Origin of the sequence: Streptomyces chiangmaiensis (assembly GCF_036281785.1) — a bacterium.
In the GTDB taxonomy this organism is placed as follows: Bacteria; Actinomycetota; Actinomycetes; order Streptomycetales; family Streptomycetaceae; genus Streptomyces; species Streptomyces chiangmaiensis.
Genome location: NZ_JAYWVC010000181.1, coordinates 1 through 15,919 on the forward strand (window position 1 = coordinate 1; position 15,919 = coordinate 15,919).

Genomic DNA, 15,919 nt, shown 5'->3' on the forward strand with positions numbered 1-15,919 from the left:
GCTTTTGATGCGGACCGCTCAGTCGTGTCATTCGAGGATGTGAATCTTTTCTGACGCCCTCGCGGCAGACTGGAATGCCCCAAGCTAAGATAATTCGTTACGCAATCCGCTGTGGTCAGCGCCCGCCGAACCCTTCGTCAGTCGACATGACCTCGTGCCCCAGGGGCATAAGGGAGATCGGAATCAGCTTGAGGTTCGCCCAGCCGAAGGGGATCCCGATAATCGAAAGGAAGAGCGGGATGCTCGTGACGAGGTGACCGAGGGCGAGCCACCAGCCCGCGAAGATGATCCAGATTACGTTGCCGATATACGAGGGCGCCCCGGCATCCCGCTTCGGCACCGTCGTGCGGCCGAAGGGCCAGAGCACGAAGCCGGCGATCCGCAGCGAGGCGACGCCGAAGGGGATCGTCACGATCAAGACGAAGCAGATCAGCGCAGCCAGCGTGTAGGCGAGCGCCATCCAGATTCCGCAGAAGACCAACCACAGGACGTTGAGGATGAGGTTGATCAGTTTCATGATCACTTCCCCTTCGTGGATGACGCTCGTACCGGGCCTCACCAGCCAGTATCCAGCGCTCAGGCGCGAAGCCGGAACCGCAACGCCCTCGTGGGAGGGTTGTGAGCGCCGGGGAGCGATTCCGTTCGGTGTCGCCAACTTCAAGCTCATCCCGGTCTCGCTGCTCCCTCTGGGGCGCGAAATCGTACGCACGAACGAGCCGTTCGCCACAAGCTGACGGGCAGCCGATCCGCCCCCTCTCGCACGCGAGCACGTACGGCCGCCTCGACCACACAGCAGAGGGCGGACCGGGCCGGCACCCCGCCTTCGCCCTCTGCCCGCCCTCCTTCGAAGAACCGCCGCGTCACCTCGCGGTACGACGCATCGACGTCTGTCTCGCGTGAGGCCGGGGGTTGTCCACAGGCCGCCCCCGATTGCCGGTGACCCCCTGCATCACGAACCCATGACCGAGTACGAGCAGTTGCTGGACAGGGTGGCGCAGCAGGCCCGCGACACCCGCCCGTGGGGCCGGCCTTCGCTGCCCGAGCCCGTGGAGGATGCCGCGCTCACCCGTGCCGAGGCGGCCTTGGGCTTCTCCCCGCCCCCGCTGCTCGCCGGCCTGTACCGGCGGATAGGAGACGGCGGATTCGGCCCGGAGTACGGCCTGTTGCCCCTGCTCGACAGCCCGCCAGCCGGCGAGCCGACCGCCGTCCCCCAGTACCTCGCGAACCGCGAGAGCGGCCGCAAGCACTCCGACTGGCCCTGGCCCGAGGGCGTCCTGCCGATATCCCACTGAGGCTGCGGCATGTACGCGTGCGTGGACTGCCGTACCCCACAGGGCACGGTCCTGCTCTACGAGCCGAACGCCGACGACGCCGACCACGTCTGGTACGTGGACGCCCCCGGCCTCGCGGACTGGCTGCGCGCCTGGCTCGAGGGCACCGGCTGGTACGAGGAGTCCAACGACGGCATGGACCTGCCGCCGTGGCCGGACTTCCTGACACGCACGGGCCGTGCTCGGGCCTCGTAGCCCGGCACGTTCACACGGCGGCTGCGGGGCGACCGGGGCATGCGAGCGGTGGCCTCGCGGCTAGCGCGCGGCCACCCACCGCCGAATGCCGGCCCAGCACACCCGCGCCCGCACCAACCGACACCCCAGGCAGCACGAACGCCAGCTCGGCGCACCGGATGAGCCCGATCGCCGGTACGACGCGCGAAGCCGGCGACGAATCCAGCGTCCAGGCGGAGGCATTGGCGACGGTGTAGTACGCCAGCACTCCGAAGGAGGAGAAACCGATCGCGCCGCGCACGTGCACCGTTGCGGCGAGGGCGGTCACCACGACGCCCACGGCCAGTTCGGCCCGGTGCGGCACCTTGAAGCGCGGATGCGCGGCCGCCAGGGCGCCCGGCAGATGGCGTTCGCGGGCCATGGCCGGCGTCGTCCGCGAGACGCCCAGGATCAGTGCCAGCAGTGAGCCCAGCGCGGCGACAGCGGCTCCCATGCGCACCGCCGGGCACGCCCGCCGCCCGTACTGCGTCGGCCAGCGGTGCCCCAGCACGCGCCAGCCCATCGGCACCCGGCACGGAAAGGGCGGCGACAGCCACCGCCGCGTACACGATCAGTGCGATGCCGAGCGCCAGCGGGATCGCCCGCGGGATGGTGCGTGCCGGATCCCGGACCTCCTCGCCGAGGGTGGCGATCCGCGCGTACCCGGCGAACGCGAAGAAGAGCAGCCCGGCCGCCTGCAGCACCCCGTCGGCCCCACCGGACGCGCCGACATCCAGGCGGGCGGTGTCGGCCGCCCCGGACCCGAGGCACAGCACGACCACAGAAGCGAGGACTGCCAGCACCACCGCCACGACCACCCGGGTCAGCAGGGCCGACTTCTGCACGCCGCCGTAGTTCACGGCGGTCAGAGCCACCACGGCTGCCACGGCCACCGCGTGCGCCTGCCCCGGCCAGACGTATGCGCCGACGGTGAGCGCCATCGCCGCGCAGGGGCGGTCTTCCCGACGACGAACGACCAGCCCGCCGGATACCCCCAGAACACGCCGAGCCGTTCGCGCCTGTACACATACGTGCCGCCCGACGCGGGATACAGGGCGGCCAGCCACGCCGAGGACGCCGCGTTGCAGTAGGTGACCACGGCAGCGACCGCGAGCCCGATCAGCAGACCGGAACCGGCTGCGTGCGCCGCGGGGGCCAGGGCCGCGAAGATCCCGGCCCCGACCATAGATCCCAGGCCGATGACGACGGCGTCCCCGACCCCGAGGGTCCGGCGAAGTTCCAGGCCATCGGGCTGCCGTGCCCCGGACTATGTCATAGGGCGAACCATGCTGATGCCTGCAACCGGCCGCTGTGGCGGAGGTGTCCTTCCTGACGACGGGCCCACACGAAAGCAAGAGCGAGCGCGAGCGCGCCGCGGCGTCTACGAATGAACAGAGCCTGGCCGGAGCAGGAGCACAGCACAGGCACAGCGCGGAGAGGCAGGTTCACGGCATGGGCATTGTCGGTTGGATCATTCTGGGGCTGTTGGCAGGCGCCATCGCCAAGTTCCTGCTGCCGGGCAAGGACCCCGGCGGTTTCATCGGAACGACCCTCATCGGCATCGTGGGTGCCTTCATCGGCGGCTGGATCTCCGCGCGCTGGCTGCACCACCCGATCACCAAGCAGTTCTACGACGGCGCCACCTGGGCTGCCGCGATCGGCGGCTCGCTGGTGCTGCTGATCATCTACCGCATCCTGTTCGGCGACTCACGGCGCTGAGCGCCTCCTGAGGCCGCAGCCGGCAGCAGAGAAGGGTGGGCACCCGGGGCGAAGTGCCGACCCTTTCTCGTACCGTCCGACGACCTACCGGTAGTTGACGTACTGCCCGTTTGATCGTCTGACCTGCACGTGATCCCCGAAAGGGCGGTTGACGTGCAGAAACTACTGACAGCACTTGCCATCGTTTCGCGGCGCTATCCGCGGCCTTGTGCCCTCGATGTGCCCTCTGCTGCTCGCGGTCCTCCGACTCCGCTTTGCCTCCGTCGCCCTGACAGACGCAAAGCGGCGCCGCCCGATGCTCGCAACATCGAACGGCGCCTTGATCCGAACCCCTTCCCATCAAGGAGTCCAGACCCGTGAACGACCGTATCGAACCCTCCGCCCGGGAGCTCAGCTACCTCCTGGCGGCCGTCCTCGAGGCCATCGCCATCCCGCACCCCGCGACCGTCGGTGACAGCGAGGTGCACGACCGCATCCTGCTCGACCGCGTCATGGACGCCCGGATCGCCCTCGAGGGCGTTCTCCAGCAAGGCGACGACCCGGGATGGGCCGCCGACTACCTGCGGGCCCGTCTCGCCGAGAATCCGGCCACCGGCTACCGCACTGAGGGCGGCCCGGTGAGCACCCGTGAGCCCCTGTACGGGGCCGCCGCCGACCGTGTTCGTGACCGCCTCCGTGACGTCGACACCGCCGTACGCGTCCTCGCCGCGGTCATGCCCGACGCGATCCGGGCGGGACTGCAAAAGGTCATGCCCGACCGGTACACGCCGGAGCTGGCGGATCAGATAGCGGCCGACGTGATCGCCCGCCTCACCGCCGAGCTGGGTGACGCTCGATGAGCAAGCCACGCGCGATCTCGGTGCGCACAACGCCGGAACTCCTCGAGGACCTCGAGGAGTTGCAGAACAGCGGTATGACGCAGTCTGACGCGGTCAGGTTCGCTGTACGACTCCTTGCGCAGGCGCACCGCCACCTCGAGGGGCAGGAGCCATGGCCGGCGGTGCTGTCCATCCGCGTCCGTGACCTGTACGAGTGGCGCGACAAGGGCGTATGACGTACGACGGCTCTGTCATACCCATGTGGTAGGCCGTATGACACGGCCCCCGGCATCCAGACACCGGGGGCCGTGCGGCTTGCAGGGCGGCCGCGGTGTTGCTCGCCGTCGCGGCCGCCCTTCCCGGCGCTCCCGATGCGGAAGCGGGGCGCCGGGGGTCTTCAGTGGTTCGGGTGCCTGCGGGGCTGGGCGGCAGCGATCCGCTTGCACCAGGCGTGCAGGAAGACGGTTCCGCCGGGCCCGGATGCGGCCTCGATGTGCCGCACCTCGTACGTCTCGCCGTCACGGATCGGCTTGTCGCAGCGCGCACAGATCCTCATCGGGCACCCCCACGAGCAGCACGGCGGGCAGCGGACCACTGGCGACGCAGACGGCCGGCCTCTGGGCAGGCGACGGCGGTTTCCGTACGGCACCTGCGGCAGGCAATGCAGTGGGCCGTAAGGGCGCGGTACTCGGCTGCTGCTGGTTCCGCGGCGGCGCGGATGACCTTAGTCTCTGGCATGTCGACTCCTCACAGTCGGCCACACCCCCGGGCCGTTCGCGCGGTCGCGGGGGCCTTCTGTGTCCGACCGTAGCGCAGGTGCGATATGTGCGATACCCCCGATAGGCGCGCGAGCCTCGCCGTGCGCGCCGGTCGTGCCTAGCTTCGGATCATGAAGTGGAAGCCTGACGAGCCGAAGTGGCGACAGCTGTTCGAGGTGCTGCGGGAGCGCATCCTCGACGGCACGTATCCGCCGGGTACCAAGCTTCCGTCCGTCGTTCAGCTCACAGGAGAGTTCGACATCTCCGAAGTGCCGGCGCGGCACGCGCTCAAGGAGCTACGCGCGGTCGGCCTGGCCGAGATGCACGTCGGTGAAGGCACGTTCGTGACTGGACTGCCCGCTCCGCCCGAGGGATAACGGCGCAAGTCAGCGCGCTCCGAGAGGGGGCGACGGTGGGGGAGGGGAGTGGTTAGCTGCCCCATGCAGTCGTCGCCGAGCGAGTAGGCAGGCACGACAAAGGCCCCCACCTAAAACGGGTAGGGGCGTTGTCGCTTCCGACGGGAGGAAGTCTGTTCTCCGCCCCCGCCCGGGGAGATCGGGCCGGGCGGGGGCGGAAGCAATCAGGTCGCGGAGTGCACGGCCTTGCGTTCCTTGGCCGGTACCTGGTCGACGAGTTCGGGTGGGATCGGCTGCCCCGCGAGCACCCACCGCCGAGTGCCGTCGGGCAACTCGACGACCTGGTCCTTCTTTGGGAACCACTCGGTCACGGCCGAACCCCGGTCGTGAGGACCACCGCGGTCGGCTGCGGTACACCGATGTCGTACCGGCATGTCACCCGCACCGCGACCTGGTCCGCGTTGAACGCGAACGACTCGTCGACCTGCAGCTCGACTTGCCGGGCCACCGCGACGACGACCTGACTCATGTCGGCGAGGATGATGCTGGAGCAGTCAGTCGACGTGCCCGTCGTTTCGGTGATCGACAGGCTGTTGGAGATGTACACCGGCCGGCCCCATAGGGTCGGGCGGACGCCCTGCGTCGGGTCGATGCTCACGATCGGCCGCTGCTGCGAGTCCACCAGCTTCCGCACCGACGACCACGTACGCGAGTGCATGATCCACGCGGACCGGTCCGGGTCGAGGTTCGCCCCGTCGTACGCCGCCATGGTGTCGGCGAGGAATGCGAAGGTGAGGGCACCACCGTTCGTACCGGTCGACGGGCCCGCCGTCGCACCGGTCGTGTTCCGCAGGCCGCGCAGGTTCTGCCCCGTGCCGTCACCGGTCACGAGCTGCCGGTCCAGCTCCACCGCCATGTCACGCAGCAGACTGTTCGCGACGACCTGCCGCAGCTCCGGCTGCGAGTCCTCGATCGCCTCCCGCGCGATCAGCGTCATCGCGGCGAACTTCTTCGGGTCGAGCGTGATGTCGGACAGGGACGGATCGGCAGGCGTGATCGCGGTGTTCTCCGCCAGACCAGCGATCGTCACCGCGCTGGTCACCTTCGGTACCTTCACCGACCCGGCACCCTGCACCGGCAGGATCACCGGCCCGGCGTCCAGAACCGCCGTGCGCTTCCGCAGCAGATCGAAGTAGGTGTTCGCGTACTGCACCGGGATGAACGCACCCAAAGTACCGACGGCGCGCTGCTCGGTCTGCAACTCGCGGAACTCGGCCAGGCCCGGAAGCCACGACCGTGTGGCCGGCCCGGACGGCGTGCCACCACGCAGACGGTCCATCGCTGCAGCCGCATCCTGTGCGCGCTGCTCCTGGTCCTTCAGCTCACCGATCCGCTCGTCCAGCGCATCCAGAGCCGTCTGGTGGTCCTGCCACCGGCGCTCCTCATCCTCGGAGAAGTGCCGGGCCTCCGACGCGGCCTTCTCCGCCAGAGCCATGCTCTCCTGGTAGACCTTCTCGCGGCGGACCTTCAACTCCGCCAACACCTGCGACATGGCGCCGCCTCCATCACATCCAAGGGGGGTGATGGAGACCCGGGGCACAAGCCGCTCAGCCGGTCTCCGACTACACCTGTAGTTTACCCGCGGCGCCGCTGCTCACGCCGGTCCGCGCGACGCTCTGAGGGCGACCGCAGAATCCGCGCCTCCATCGCCACAATCCCGATGACGGCCGCCGCGGTCTCCTTGTACAACTCGCGGCGCCGGTCCCGCTCCGCCGCCGCCGAACACGCCAAAGCGTTGAAGTACTCCGCCGACCCCTCGTTACCGGCCTCCGACAGAGCGTCTCGCCGCTCCGCCGCAGCGAACACGGTGAGCCGCAACTCATCGTCCGACAGCTCACCCCAACGTAGGCCGTCTGCTTCCTCGTACAGATCCATGATCAACACTCCTTCAAGATCATCCGTTGGATTTTTGGCGGGGGGAGAGAACTGACTGGGCGCGGGGTCAGCGGGGCCCTGGCTCTCAAAAAATCGGACACATCGGTCACCATTGTTGTGAGTTGATGATCTGTGACTCGATGTTCCAGTACCTGCCGTCGGGCAGGGGCACGTACTGCTCGCCTCGTGCTTTGGCTGCCTCGATGACGGACACGGGGATGCTGGTGCGGTTGTCGATGCGGACTGTGCCGTCGGGCATGACGGTTGTCGGTGCGTCCTGCCATCGCTTGCGTGCGCCGGCCGACCGGTTGCATGAGGCGTGTGTCATGCCGCGGTATGCGGTGCGGTCGTCGTTGTGGTCGAGGTCGAGGGCTTGGCCTTCGAGCATGGGCTCGCCGCAGTAGTGGCAGGGTTTGCCGATGGCTTCGGCGAGTAGGCGTCGACGTAGGCGCTGGTGGTGGCCGCCGTAGCCGCGGCGCGTGGTGTCACCCATGGATGCTCCTTCGGTTCAGGCGGCGTCGTCGCCGTTGGTGTTCCAGCGGGCGATCTTGACCGCCATGCGGGCTCGGAGGCCGTGGGCGCGGGCTTCGGCCAACTCGGCTCGTGCCCGTCGGCGTTGCTCGAGCTTCCGTTGTGCGGCGGCGATCTTGGCGCGCACTGCGATCTCAACTACGGACATCTGGTCGGTCATGAGGTCTCCATGTCTGTGACTGTGAGTGACTGTTGTTCGACGTCTGCGCCATTGGCGCCACCATTCGCGCCATTGGCGCCAGGGTCTGAGGGTTGGCGCGACTGGCGCGACTGTGGCGCGACTGCCGAAGCGTCCTCACTCTCCGGAGTGGTGGTGAGTCCTTCGATCCGCCAGTAAGCCCCCTTTCCGAACCCGGCTCGCGCCGAGACGACTCCCGCCTTCCGCATAGCGCGTTGGAGGGTCCGTTCTGAGATGTCGTCCGCGGCGGCAGCCTTCTTCACGTCCTTCGACGGCGCCTCCCCGCCGTGCTCCATGAGGTAGCCGCGGAGCCAGTCGGCGGCTTCGCCGCGGTCGCCGCGGTCGCCGATCTCCTGGGCGGCGGCGAGGATGTCCTCGACGCTGCGCGCGGACTCGCCGAGGAACTCGAACCGTCCGACGTGGGCTACGCCCGTGCGGGTCGGTACCTCGGTCCCGGCAATCGTGTAAGCGAGCGAGGGAAGGTCGGCGCGTCCGAGGCTGTTCTTCGCCTGGGTCATGACACGGCAGTCGTTGTCGTCGTCGCGGGCGAACCCGAACACGGCCCTCGGGACGTTCTTGAACGCACCGGACCCGGTGATCAGGGAGGCCGGGTCGGTGCCGGAGCCCTTGTTGAAGTGGGCGATGCCGAGGAGGATCGCGCCCGTCCGGTCGGCCATGCGGGCAAGAGGGTCGAGCGCCTGGCGTACGTCGCGTTCGCGGTGGGTGTCGATGCCCTTGCCGATGCACGACATGAGCGGGTCGAGGACGACCAGGGCGATGCGGTGGGCGATGATCTCCTTCTCCATCAGGCTGTTGTCCTGCGGGAGGGAGAGCGTGGTCTCGCCGTATTCGTGGTCGACGGCTTCGACGCGCCACACGCGGTCGAGGTCGGCGCCGGCCGCGAGGAGGCGGGGCACGATGGTCTGCTTCCAGGAGTCCTCGACCGCAATGTAGAAGACGTCGCGGGGGGTGCCCTCGAACGCTCCGGGGAGCGTGCCGCGGGTGATGTGGGCGGCCATCCAGATACCGAACGACGACTTGCCAGTGCCTTCCCGTCCGGCGGCGATCGTCATGGCACCGGCAGGGATACGGCCGTTGCCCTCGTCGAGCCACCCCCACACGACGGGCTCCGGCTCGATGTCCGAGGCCCGGGTGAGCTTGAGTCGCCGCTTCGGTTCGTCGACGGGGCCGTCGTCTGGGACGTACAGCAGCGGTTCGTCAGGGTCCATCGGCGCGCCCGCCAGGTGTTCCATGATCGGCGGAAACTGGGTCACGCGGCGGTCTCCTGACGGGTGTTGGTGGGGAGGTCGACTTGGCGGCCGCCGATGTAGTGCCGGTACCAGCCGGGCCGTCCGGGGATCTGGATGGGTGGCCAACCGGGGGTCGCGACGACTTGGCGGGCGATGGGCGGCAGAGGTGGTGACGGCGGCAGGGTGAGCGCCGGGGCCCGGTTCGCGTCGCGGAACCAGTCGAGGAGCTGCTGTTCGTCGCCGTACCGTCGCCAGTACTCGGCGGCGGTGAGGATGGCGGCGGTCTTCCGCGGGTCGGACGGGTCGAGTTGCTGCCAGGCGTGGGTGCCGTAGGCCGGCCAGTCGGCGACACCGAGGGCGGTCACGGTCGCGGACGCCCACAGGGTGATCTGCTCGTCGAGAGCGTGGGCGTTCACGGCGCACCCCAGAACACGGTGTGGAGTTCCGACAGTTGGAAGCCGCGCTGGTGGCAGCGGGCGAGTTCACGTCGCAGCTCGGCGCGGGACAAGCCGTAGCGGTTGGGGCGCCTGTACAGTGGCAGTCGACCGCTCGCCCGCTGGTCTTTTTGCCCCCGCGCCCGTCCCACCGGGCCGGGGGTGTTCTTTTGGCTCATGCCGCCGCGCCCCCGATGGTCTGCTCGTCGAGCCACTTCTCGACGCTGTCCCAGCGGGCCCTCAAATGCCGGCCGACCTTGATGAGCTTCGGGCCGCCCCCGCGGCTGGACCACTGGTAGACGGTTCCGATCGGGACGCCGCAGTAGTCGGCGATCTCCTGCGCGGTGGCGAGCTTGCGCCTCTGCGCTTCGGTGACCTGGGGCAGTGGGATGCGAGACATGGATGGACACTCCTTGTGCGCCACAAGCACAGTCTGTGCTGAAACAGATGCTGCCATGGCTTGCCAAGCTGTGTCCAGTGCTGCAAAGCTGTGTCTGTGAAGCACACCGATGAGCTTGATGATCCAGTCGCGACGATCCGGGCCCGAGTCAAGGAACTCCGGGCACGCAAGGGATGGAGCGCGAGCGACCTTGCTAAACGCCTGGTCAAGAAGGGGATTCTCTGGAATCGATCAGTGGTCGCGAACTTTGAGAGCGGTCGGCGCCCCACGGTGAGCGTTCCCGAATGGCTCGCCCTGGCCCGGGTGCTCGACGTCTCCCCGCTGCACCTACTCATCCAGCCTGAGGGCCCGGGGGAGAAGGGTGACGCCTCATACAACGTCACGTCGGACGACGCGGTCACGAGAGACGCTGCGCGTGCATGGGTGCGAGGCATGACTGCCCTCCCTGACACCGACTTGAGAATCTTCTTTTCGGAGATGCCGGCGGAGGAGTGGGGCAACATTTGGGCGTTGGCCAAGAATCCGGCCGATGTCGACCCCGACGCGCGTTTCAACGAGCCCGGCAAGTGGCTGCGGCGCGCGTACGGCGGCTACGGGAACCCGGACGTGATCGGGGGCGACGATGGCTGACGTATACGACCGGTGGCACCTTTCGCGGCCGGCGGCCGACGCCGAGACGTGCGCCGAGCACAGCAGCAAGACCCGCGCGCTCGTGCCCAGCGTCGACCATGGCAAGGGGAAGCGGTGGCAGGTCCGTTGGCGTGACGCGGCGGGGGAGCAGAAGAAGGAGAACTTCACCAAGCGCAGCCAGGCCGACACCCGCGCAGCCACGATCGAGGCCGACCTCGCCCGCGGTCTGTACGTCGACCCTGCGGCCGGCAAGGAGAGCTTCCGGGCCGTCGCCGAGCGGTGGCGTACCTCGGCTGTGCACCGCGGCGGTACGTCCTCCCGTGTCGAGCGGGCCCTACGGCTGCACATCTACCCGACGTTCGCCGACCGGCCGATCGTCACCATCCGCCCGTCGGAGGTGCAGGCGTGGGTCAAGGACCGCTCGCAGGTCCTCGCGCCGACCACGCTCCGGGTGACGTTCGCCTACCTGGTCACGATCATGCACACCGCCGTACGGGACCGCACGATCGCGGTGAACCCGTGCGCCGGCATCAAGCTGCCCGAGGTCCGGCGAGCGGAGATCGTGCCCCTGCATGCAGACGCCGTACGCGCGCTCATCGAAGCCGCCCCGGCCCGGTACCGAGCGATGATCCTGCTCGCCGCGGCCTCCGGCCTCCGGCAGGGCGAGGTGTTCGGCCTCGAGGTCGACTGCATCGACTTCCTGCGCCGCGAGGTGACGGTGCGGCAGCAGCTCATCACCCCGGACAAGGACACCGACGCCGAGACCGACGAGGCGCCGGAGCCGTACCTCGGCGAGCCCAAGACGCACGAGAGCTACCGCACGGTGCCCCTAGCCGGGGTCGCGGTCGACTCGCTCGCCGCGCACCTTCAGCTGTACCCGGCCGTGACGGTGGAGATCGAGGACCGGACGGACCCGCGGAAGCCGAAGCGCCGGAAGGCGCAGATGCTGTTCACCAGCGACCGGGGCGAGGTGATCAAGCGGGCGAGCTGGTCGCACGTGTGGGCGCGCATGGAGGACCGTGCGAACGAGGCGCTCGCCAAGGAGTACGCCGAGTCGTACGCGACGTGGGTGCAGCGCGGCCGGCCGGACGGCGCCGAGCCTGCCCCGGTGCGTGTGCCGGACGGGGCGAGCATGCACGACCTGCGCCACTTCTACGCCTCGGCGCTGATCAAGAACCGCGAGAGCGTGAAGACGGTGCAGCGGCGACTCGGTCACTCCAAGCCGTCGATCACGCTCGACATCTACACCCATCTCTGGCCCGACGATGAGGACACAACGCGGGCGGCCGTGGAGTCGGTCCTCGGCGATGTGCCCGCGTTGTGCCCTCCAGCAAGATCCGTTTCCGGATAGTGCAGGTCAGACGACCGAGTCAGCGGTAGTTGACGAACTGCAGCGCGAAGTCGAAGTCCTTGCCCTTCAGCAGAGCGATCACGGCCTGCAGGTCGTCGCGGTTCTTGGAGCTGACGCGCAACTCGTCACCCTGGACCTGTGCCTTGACGCCCTTCGGGCCCTCGTCGCGGATGATCTTCGCCACCTTCTTCGCGTTCTCCTGGGAGATGCCCTCCTCGATCGACGCGAAGATCTTGTACTCCTTGCCGGAAAGTTGGGGCTCACCGGCGTCCAGGGACTTCAGGGAGACCCCTCGCTTGACCAGCTTCGACTGGAAGACGTCGAGGATGGCGTTCACCCGGTCCTCGGAGTTGGCCTGCATCAGGATCTTGTCGCCGGACCAGGCGATCGAGGCACCGACGTTCTTGAAGTCGTAGCGCTGCGAGATCTCCTTGGCGGCCTGGTTGAGGGCGTTGTCGACCTCCTGCCGCTCGACCTTCGAGACGATGTCGAAACTGGAGTCGGCCATGTCCTGTGGCTCCTTGTATCGGGATGGGTCGGTGCGTACCGGCGTGCGAGAGCGCGGCCGCCCGGCCCGGCGTCGATCCCGGGCCGCATCCGGCTAAGCCTAGCCACCTTGCCCCTCAGGACGCCGATCAATCGGGTGGCGAAGCACCCCTCCGCATCAGGTATCGTTTACGTCGTTGCCAGGGAGCACCGCAAAAAAAAGCGGCTCTGCGGCAGCAATCCCCGGCGGTGTGCCCGAGCGGCCAAAGGGAGCAGACTGTAAATCTGTCGGCTATGCCTACCCAGGTTCGAATCCTGGCGCCGCCACACGACCGAATGGGCCCGTGACCAGCGAAAACGCTGGATGCGGGCCCATTCGTCGTTACGGCGCCCACAGGGGCTGTTTCAAGCGCTTTATTTCGTTTTGTCTCACCCTGGCACGCGTGGTGACCAGTGTGTGTGGGGCATCCGTGGGGCAGCGTGAGTCACGCCCACCGGCTCAGCGCCTCGTCGATCTTGGTGTTCGCCATCTCCGGCCCGGATCTCCTCGGCGTTGGTGCGGTAGCCCCACGGGATGCCGGTGTGCAGGGACAGCGGTCCATAGTCGGCCGGGTAGGTGCGCTCTTCTTCCAGGACGTTGACGGTGGTCACGTCGATGATGACCCGCCCCTGATGGATGCCGGGGGAGGCGGTGGCGGTGCAGCCGTGCGGCAGGCGGGCATCCGCCGACAGCCGGGGCGACTCGGCGGCAATCTTGTTCCAGGTGGCGCTGCCGGGCGGGAGTTCCGCATCGAGGGAGTACCCGGTCCCGGTCTCCTAGATCTCCACCCCGACCACGCGCACGGTGGTCGAGCAGACCCGCTGGATCCGGTCGACCCATTCCGCGGCGATGGCCCGGCGCTCTGCGGACAGCTCCCGCGCGATGGCCCGCTGTTCCGCGGCGATGGCCTCCTCCTCCCGGGCCTCTTCGTACAGGGTGCGGCCGGCGTTACGTACGCGCAGGCCGGCGACGGTGTGCCCGAGGGCGCCGGCGGCGCCGACCGCGAGCGCCCAGCCGGGGGGCATGGCGGTTGCGGCTCCGGTGGCGGCGACGGCGAAGGCTCCGGTGGTCGCGGACAGGGCGCCGGTCACGGGTCCGTGACCGGCACTCCAGTCCAGCACCGGGCCACTCGGCTGCTGCTTCGTGGCGGTGGTGGCCATGGTCAGACGTTCCAGCCCTTCTCGGCCTCGTGACCGTTGCGGGGGTCCTCGTGGCGGGCGATGTCTTGCTCGTGGACCTGCCGGAACAGCGGGCCCATGTCCTCGGCGACGGCGACGGCGCTCATCAGGGCGCCGAAGATGTCGTTGAAGCCGTCCGCCACCTCTTTCTCCAGCGGGAACTCACTGTCGGACCGCTCGGCGAGGATCTTCATCACGTTGGCCACGCTGGTCAGCGCGGCCGGCAGGCCCTCGACCATGGCCAGGATCTCCATGGCGTCGTCAGTGCGCTTGGTGTCGGTGTTGTTGTCGGGGTTGGGGTCCGTGGTGGGGGAGGTGGCTTGGGCGGTGACGGTCACGGTGCCCGTCCGCGGGGGCTTGATGTGGATGGTGAAGGTGCGTGATTGTCCGCTGTCGAGTGATCCGGCCTGCCAGCGCAACTGGGTCCTGGTCTGCTGCTTGAGCGGACTCGGCCGCACGTTGGCGGACGGGCACAGTCACGAGACGCGATGGCGAGGCGACGACATCGACCGGCAGGTGGAGTTGATCGAGCAGGGCGCCGTCGGCCGGAAGGCTGCGCCACCGCGTGAAGCACTGGTCCAGGTGGTGGAGATCACCGATGACGCGGAGGCAGCCGCACACCGCCTTGCTGCGCGATTCGGCAGTACCGAGCGCGACGTGCTGTCCTCGCCGTACGTCTGGATTGGCACTGAGGGCGAGATCCTGGCGGCGATGGCGGACCACGAGCGACGCTGGGGCATCACCCGGTACGTGGTGCGCGAACCTGCCCTGGACGCCGCCGAGAACCTGATCACACGCCTCCATCGCGGGAGCGGGGTGGCCAGTAGGCCGAGCCAGCTGACAACTGACCGGCGCGATTGACACGCGGGTGGACTGACGCGAAGGTCGGTGGAGTCTTAATGACCCGGTCAAGGTCCTGCGACGGCAACTGCCTTGGTCGGTGGCACGGTCGTGAAGGGGCGGTTGTCGCGTAGGAGGGCCCAGAGGACGTCGACCCGTCGGCGGGCGAGGGCGATGACGGCGGGGATGCGCTTGTGTCCTTCGGTGCGCTTCTTGAGGTAGTAGCTGCGGGCCCATCGGACCTGATGACGCTGGACGTGCACCCCACCATGCGGCTCCGTATCGAGCACGCCATGGACCGCACGCGCAGGGAGCCCTACATCGGCTGACTCTTGGCGGCGACGCGTTCGAGGACGCGGACCGTGGACGCGTGGATCTCGGGTTCGGCGCGGCGGATGAACTTTCCGATCAGGCTGTCGGGCCCGTACCGTCCAGCGATTTCGTTGATCCGGTCGATCGGGTTCGTGGGCGTGCCGTCCGGCGTCGTGTTCATGTCGCAGTAGCAGAGTGCGTCGTTCAGGTGCGCACTCTCGCGGGGGAACTCGCCTTCCAGCTCGTCGCGCATGCCGCGCGCTTCCGCCTCCATCCAGGCACACGAGTGGTGAGCAACCAGGTTGATGACCCGTTCGTCGGCGCAGGCCACGTCTCGGAGGTAGCGCGCACCGTCCAGCGGGTGAAAGCCCGTCTTGGCCAGGTCCGGCGCGTAGCCGATGTCGTGCAACACCGCCGCGGCCTCCAACAAATCCGCGTCCTGGTCGAGAACGAGGGCGATCGTGCGCGCTCTCTCGGCGACCCCAAGGCAATGCTTCCAACGCCGCGGGAGCGGTTCGGCGAGCAGGGACTCAGCCAGGGGGTAAGCCCACTTCGTCAACTTCGGCAAGCTAAGAACGCTCCTCTCGCGTCGGCACAGCGCGGACCGTCCGCACCTTGCCCTGGCCTCCCTCCGCCAGCACGCCGGCGGTTTCCAACTTCTCCAGCGCCTTGGCCACCGTGGGACGTGATATCCCGAACTGCTCGGCCAGCGCGGAAGCGCTCGGGAACGCTTCCCCCACTTCGAGTCCCTCAGCCGTGATGATGTCCGCGATCCGCTGATCGAGTGGGCGCCGGTCGACTCGCACACCCGCGCGCACGACGCGCCACCGCTCGCCCGGCGCCGGTTCGGCCACGCCTTCCTGTCGCAGAACGCCGAACGCGCGGAGGGCGACACCGCGCGAGACCTTGTGGTCGCGCATGACCTCGGCCAGTGACGGAAGGTCCGTCATGTCCGGGTCGTCCTCGATCTGCCGCTTCACAGAGTCGGCAATCTTCAGGAATGTTCCCCGAGGGTTGGCCTGCTGAGCCTCGGGGCGATCGCGGGTGTCTCTGCGCGGACCACGGTCAATAGTTCCGGGGACAGCTGGGTGGTACGCGTCGACAATCCCTACAGCACCGAGGACGAATCCGGACAGGCCGTCGTCTACTGCGTTCCCGC

22 protein-coding genes, 1 tRNA gene and 5 pseudogenes are annotated in these 15,919 nt (G+C 68.4%); 10 read left to right on the forward strand and 18 right to left on the reverse strand.

Annotated elements, in window-relative coordinates; genetic code table 11:
* Nucleotides 1-115: 115 nt before the first annotated feature.
* Nucleotides 116-517 carry a YccF domain-containing protein gene (locus tag VXC91_RS33865; RefSeq protein ID WP_329511189.1) on the reverse strand — a complete coding sequence of 134 codons (402 nt, stop codon included), beginning with the start codon at nt 515-517 and terminating at the stop codon, nt 116-118.
* A 118-nt stretch (nt 518-635) separates the two neighbouring features.
* Here VXC91_RS33865 and VXC91_RS47475 point away from each other — a divergent pair.
* Nucleotides 636-734, forward strand: a pseudogene (locus VXC91_RS47475) (YccF domain-containing protein); the annotation flags it as partial.
* Nucleotides 735-959: 225 nt separating this feature from the next.
* Nucleotides 960-1,526 (forward strand): annotated as a pseudogene (locus VXC91_RS33870) (SMI1/KNR4 family protein).
* A 10-nt stretch (nt 1,527-1,536) separates the two neighbouring features.
* Here VXC91_RS33870 and VXC91_RS33875 read toward each other — a convergent pair.
* A pseudogene (locus tag VXC91_RS33875) lies at nt 1,537-2,730 on the reverse strand (APC family permease).
* Between the two features lie 266 nt (nt 2,731-2,996).
* On the opposite strand from VXC91_RS33875, the gene VXC91_RS33880 reads away from it, so the two are divergent.
* The 3 genes from VXC91_RS33880 (at nt 2,997) to VXC91_RS33890 (ending at nt 4,317) form a co-directional block, all read left to right on the forward strand.
* Entirely contained in the window at nt 2,997-3,263 is a 267-nt protein-coding gene (locus tag VXC91_RS33880) for a GlsB/YeaQ/YmgE family stress response membrane protein (RefSeq protein ID WP_329511190.1), read from the forward strand.
* Nucleotides 3,264-3,619: 356 nt separating this feature from the next.
* The gene (locus VXC91_RS33885; protein WP_329511191.1) at nt 3,620-4,102 is read left to right on the forward strand and encodes a hypothetical protein; all 483 of its coding nucleotides are present in this window, start codon (nt 3,620-3,622) and stop codon (nt 4,100-4,102) included.
* Nucleotides 4,099-4,317: a hypothetical protein gene (locus VXC91_RS33890; RefSeq protein WP_329511192.1), complete on the forward strand. Its 219-nt coding sequence runs from the start codon at nt 4,099-4,101 to the stop codon at nt 4,315-4,317. The genes VXC91_RS33885 and VXC91_RS33890 overlap by 4 nt, the downstream gene beginning before the upstream one ends.
* Before the next feature lie 161 nt (nt 4,318-4,478).
* Here VXC91_RS33890 and VXC91_RS33895 read toward each other — a convergent pair whose 3' ends face one another.
* A complete protein-coding gene (locus tag VXC91_RS33895; protein WP_329511193.1) occupies nt 4,479-4,637 on the reverse strand; it encodes a hypothetical protein in 159 nt (52 codons plus the stop codon).
* A 333-nt stretch (nt 4,638-4,970) separates the two neighbouring features.
* Here VXC91_RS33895 and VXC91_RS33900 point away from each other — a divergent pair, with 333 nt between their 5' ends.
* A complete protein-coding gene (locus VXC91_RS33900) occupies nt 4,971-5,216 on the forward strand; it encodes a winged helix-turn-helix domain-containing protein (protein ID WP_329511194.1) in 246 nt (81 codons plus the stop codon).
* A 203-nt stretch (nt 5,217-5,419) separates the two neighbouring features.
* Here VXC91_RS33900 and VXC91_RS33905 read toward each other — a convergent pair whose 3' ends face one another.
* The 9 genes from VXC91_RS33905 to VXC91_RS33945 all read right to left on the reverse strand — a co-directional run bounded on the left by VXC91_RS33905 (nt 5,420) and on the right by VXC91_RS33945 (nt 9,923).
* On the reverse strand, nt 5,420-5,566 hold the full coding sequence (locus VXC91_RS33905; protein WP_329511195.1) for a hypothetical protein: 147 nt from the start codon (nt 5,564-5,566) through the stop codon (nt 5,420-5,422).
* Nucleotides 5,563-6,747: a phage major capsid protein gene (locus VXC91_RS33910; protein ID WP_329511196.1), complete on the reverse strand. Its 1,185-nt coding sequence runs from the start codon at nt 6,745-6,747 to the stop codon at nt 5,563-5,565. The genes VXC91_RS33905 and VXC91_RS33910 overlap by 4 nt, the downstream gene beginning before the upstream one ends.
* A gap of 83 nt (nt 6,748-6,830) precedes the next feature.
* Nucleotides 6,831-7,130: a hypothetical protein gene (locus VXC91_RS33915; protein WP_329511197.1), complete on the reverse strand. Its 300-nt coding sequence runs from the start codon at nt 7,128-7,130 to the stop codon at nt 6,831-6,833.
* 106 nt (nt 7,131-7,236) lie between these two features.
* A complete protein-coding gene (locus tag VXC91_RS33920; protein ID WP_329511198.1) occupies nt 7,237-7,623 on the reverse strand; it encodes an endonuclease domain-containing protein in 387 nt (128 codons plus the stop codon).
* A gap of 15 nt (nt 7,624-7,638) precedes the next feature.
* On the reverse strand, nt 7,639-7,821 hold the full coding sequence (locus tag VXC91_RS33925; RefSeq protein WP_329511199.1) for a hypothetical protein: 183 nt from the start codon (nt 7,819-7,821) through the stop codon (nt 7,639-7,641).
* On the reverse strand, nt 7,818-9,113 hold the full coding sequence (locus VXC91_RS33930) for an AAA family ATPase (RefSeq protein WP_329511200.1): 1,296 nt from the start codon (nt 9,111-9,113) through the stop codon (nt 7,818-7,820). Before VXC91_RS33930 ends, VXC91_RS33925 begins: the two co-directional genes overlap by 4 nt.
* Nucleotides 9,110-9,505 (reverse strand): DUF2742 domain-containing protein, encoded by a 396-nt coding sequence (locus VXC91_RS33935; protein ID WP_329511201.1) that lies wholly within the window; start codon nt 9,503-9,505, stop codon nt 9,110-9,112. The genes VXC91_RS33930 and VXC91_RS33935 overlap by 4 nt, the downstream gene beginning before the upstream one ends.
* Nucleotides 9,502-9,702 carry a hypothetical protein gene (locus VXC91_RS33940; protein ID WP_329511202.1) on the reverse strand — a complete coding sequence of 67 codons (201 nt, stop codon included), beginning with the start codon at nt 9,700-9,702 and terminating at the stop codon, nt 9,502-9,504. The genes VXC91_RS33935 and VXC91_RS33940 overlap by 4 nt, the downstream gene beginning before the upstream one ends.
* Nucleotides 9,699-9,923, reverse strand: a complete 225-nt coding sequence (locus VXC91_RS33945; protein ID WP_329511203.1) for a helix-turn-helix transcriptional regulator — start codon at nt 9,921-9,923, stop codon at nt 9,699-9,701. The genes VXC91_RS33940 and VXC91_RS33945 overlap by 4 nt, the downstream gene beginning before the upstream one ends.
* 96 nt (nt 9,924-10,019) lie before the next feature.
* Between VXC91_RS33945 and VXC91_RS33950 the strand changes: the two genes are divergently transcribed.
* Entirely contained in the window at nt 10,020-10,553 is a 534-nt protein-coding gene (locus tag VXC91_RS33950) for a helix-turn-helix domain-containing protein (protein ID WP_329511204.1), read from the forward strand.
* Nucleotides 10,546-11,904 carry a tyrosine-type recombinase/integrase gene (locus tag VXC91_RS33955; protein ID WP_329511205.1) on the forward strand — a complete coding sequence of 453 codons (1,359 nt, stop codon included), beginning with the start codon at nt 10,546-10,548 and terminating at the stop codon, nt 11,902-11,904. Before VXC91_RS33950 ends, VXC91_RS33955 begins: the two co-directional genes overlap by 8 nt.
* Before the next feature lie 19 nt (nt 11,905-11,923).
* Here VXC91_RS33955 and VXC91_RS33960 read toward each other — a convergent pair whose 3' ends face one another.
* Nucleotides 11,924-12,412, reverse strand: a complete 489-nt coding sequence (locus VXC91_RS33960; protein WP_329511206.1) for a YajQ family cyclic di-GMP-binding protein — start codon at nt 12,410-12,412, stop codon at nt 11,924-11,926.
* Nucleotides 12,413-12,635: 223 nt separating this feature from the next.
* Here VXC91_RS33960 and VXC91_RS33965 point away from each other — a divergent pair.
* Nucleotides 12,636-12,717 (forward strand) — tRNA-Tyr (locus tag VXC91_RS33965).
* Between the two features lie 207 nt (nt 12,718-12,924).
* Here the strand turns inward: VXC91_RS33965 and VXC91_RS33970 are convergent.
* Both VXC91_RS33970 and VXC91_RS33975 read right to left on the reverse strand, forming a co-directional pair.
* Nucleotides 12,925-13,590, reverse strand: a pseudogene (locus VXC91_RS33970) (hypothetical protein); the annotation flags it as partial.
* A gap of 2 nt (nt 13,591-13,592) precedes the next feature.
* Nucleotides 13,593-14,066 carry a hypothetical protein gene (locus tag VXC91_RS33975; RefSeq protein ID WP_329511207.1) on the reverse strand — a complete coding sequence of 158 codons (474 nt, stop codon included), beginning with the start codon at nt 14,064-14,066 and terminating at the stop codon, nt 13,593-13,595.
* Between VXC91_RS33975 and VXC91_RS33980 the strand changes: the two genes are divergently transcribed.
* A complete protein-coding gene (locus tag VXC91_RS33980) occupies nt 14,047-14,469 on the forward strand; it encodes a hypothetical protein (protein ID WP_329511208.1) in 423 nt (140 codons plus the stop codon). The genes VXC91_RS33975 and VXC91_RS33980 overlap by 20 nt on opposite strands.
* Before the next feature lie 47 nt (nt 14,470-14,516).
* Here the strand turns inward: VXC91_RS33980 and VXC91_RS33985 are convergent.
* From VXC91_RS33985 to VXC91_RS34000, 3 genes and pseudogenes are all read right to left on the reverse strand, one after another.
* Nucleotides 14,517-14,681, reverse strand: a pseudogene (locus VXC91_RS33985) (IS110 family transposase); the annotation flags it as partial.
* Nucleotides 14,682-14,764: 83 nt separating this feature from the next.
* A complete protein-coding gene (locus VXC91_RS33995; protein WP_329511209.1) occupies nt 14,765-15,328 on the reverse strand; it encodes an HD domain-containing protein in 564 nt (187 codons plus the stop codon).
* Nucleotide 15,329: 1 nt separating this feature from the next.
* Nucleotides 15,330-15,919 (reverse strand): GntR family transcriptional regulator (locus tag VXC91_RS34000; protein ID WP_329511210.1); only part of this gene is annotated, 590 nt, incomplete at its 5' end.